The following is an 846-nucleotide window of genomic DNA, read 5'->3' as shown; positions in this document are numbered from 1 at the left end:
CACGCGACCGTCGGCCGCCCAGGAGACACGATCTGCCCCCGATACGCCCGCACCTGCTTCTGCCTGTCCCACACGCTCATCCAATACCCCGATTCGCCGGTGTTGCGACGACCGGTTGAATACGGCCAGTTCCGGTCGCGGAAGTTCGTCGAGCTGCTCCGCCAGAGCGGGATCACCGAATCGATGGGCCGCGTCGGTGCATGCGCGGACAACGCAGCGATGGAGTCGTTCTTCGCGCTGCTGCAGAAGAACGTCCTCAACAAGAAGAGGTGGCACTCGAGACAAGAACTCCGCCTCGAGATCGTGACCTGGATCGAGCGAACCTACCACCGCCGCAGGCGACAACGACGACTCGGAAGGCTCACGCCCATTGAGTTCGAGATAATCAACACACCGGCCGCTCACGCGGCGTGAAAAACCCCAAACAAGACGAGTCAACCAAACCGTCAGCAGTCCGGGCGTTGCGCCCGGCTCCGTGTCGGCATCGCGTCGGAACGACACCTGGCGCGGTACACGAAAACCAGACAGGCAACCCAGGGAACAGATGTCCAGACCACTCGCGGGACCGCAGGGCCTGCTGCGCACGCTCAACGGCCGCGCGATCCTGGAGGCGCTCGCTCGCAGCGGGCCGCAGACCCGCTCGGAGCTGATGTCCGCCACTGGTCTGTCACGCACCGCGGTCACGCAGGTGCTGCGGATGCTCGAGAACGCCGGAGCCGTCGCGTCGGCAGGCCTCGACCGGGACACGAGAGGCCCCGCCGCCGGACGGGTCGCCCTGCATCCGCGCCTCGGATTCGCCGTCGCCGTGCACGTCGATCACCATGCCGCCCACGTCGTGCTCGTCGA

At 66.3% G+C, this 846-nt stretch carries 2 protein-coding genes; both read left to right on the top strand.

Annotated features, from left to right (window positions below; all coding sequences use genetic code 11):
• Positions 1-414, top strand: a 414-nt coding sequence (locus KZA10_RS16400) for an integrase core domain-containing protein (RefSeq protein ID WP_256935011.1), incomplete at its 5' end; no start/stop codon positions are given.
• 130 nt (positions 415-544) lie between these two features.
• Positions 545-846, top strand: a 302-nt coding sequence (locus KZA10_RS16395; protein ID WP_218683424.1) for a winged helix-turn-helix domain-containing protein, incomplete at its 3' end; no start/stop codon positions are given.

It is taken from the genome of Microbacterium sp. BF1 (assembly GCF_019279095.1).
Lineage (GTDB): Bacteria > Actinomycetota > Actinomycetes > Actinomycetales > Microbacteriaceae > Microbacterium > Microbacterium maritypicum.
Note: the sequence above shows the minus strand (reverse complement) of the source record. Positions and strands in the feature narration are given on the sequence as shown.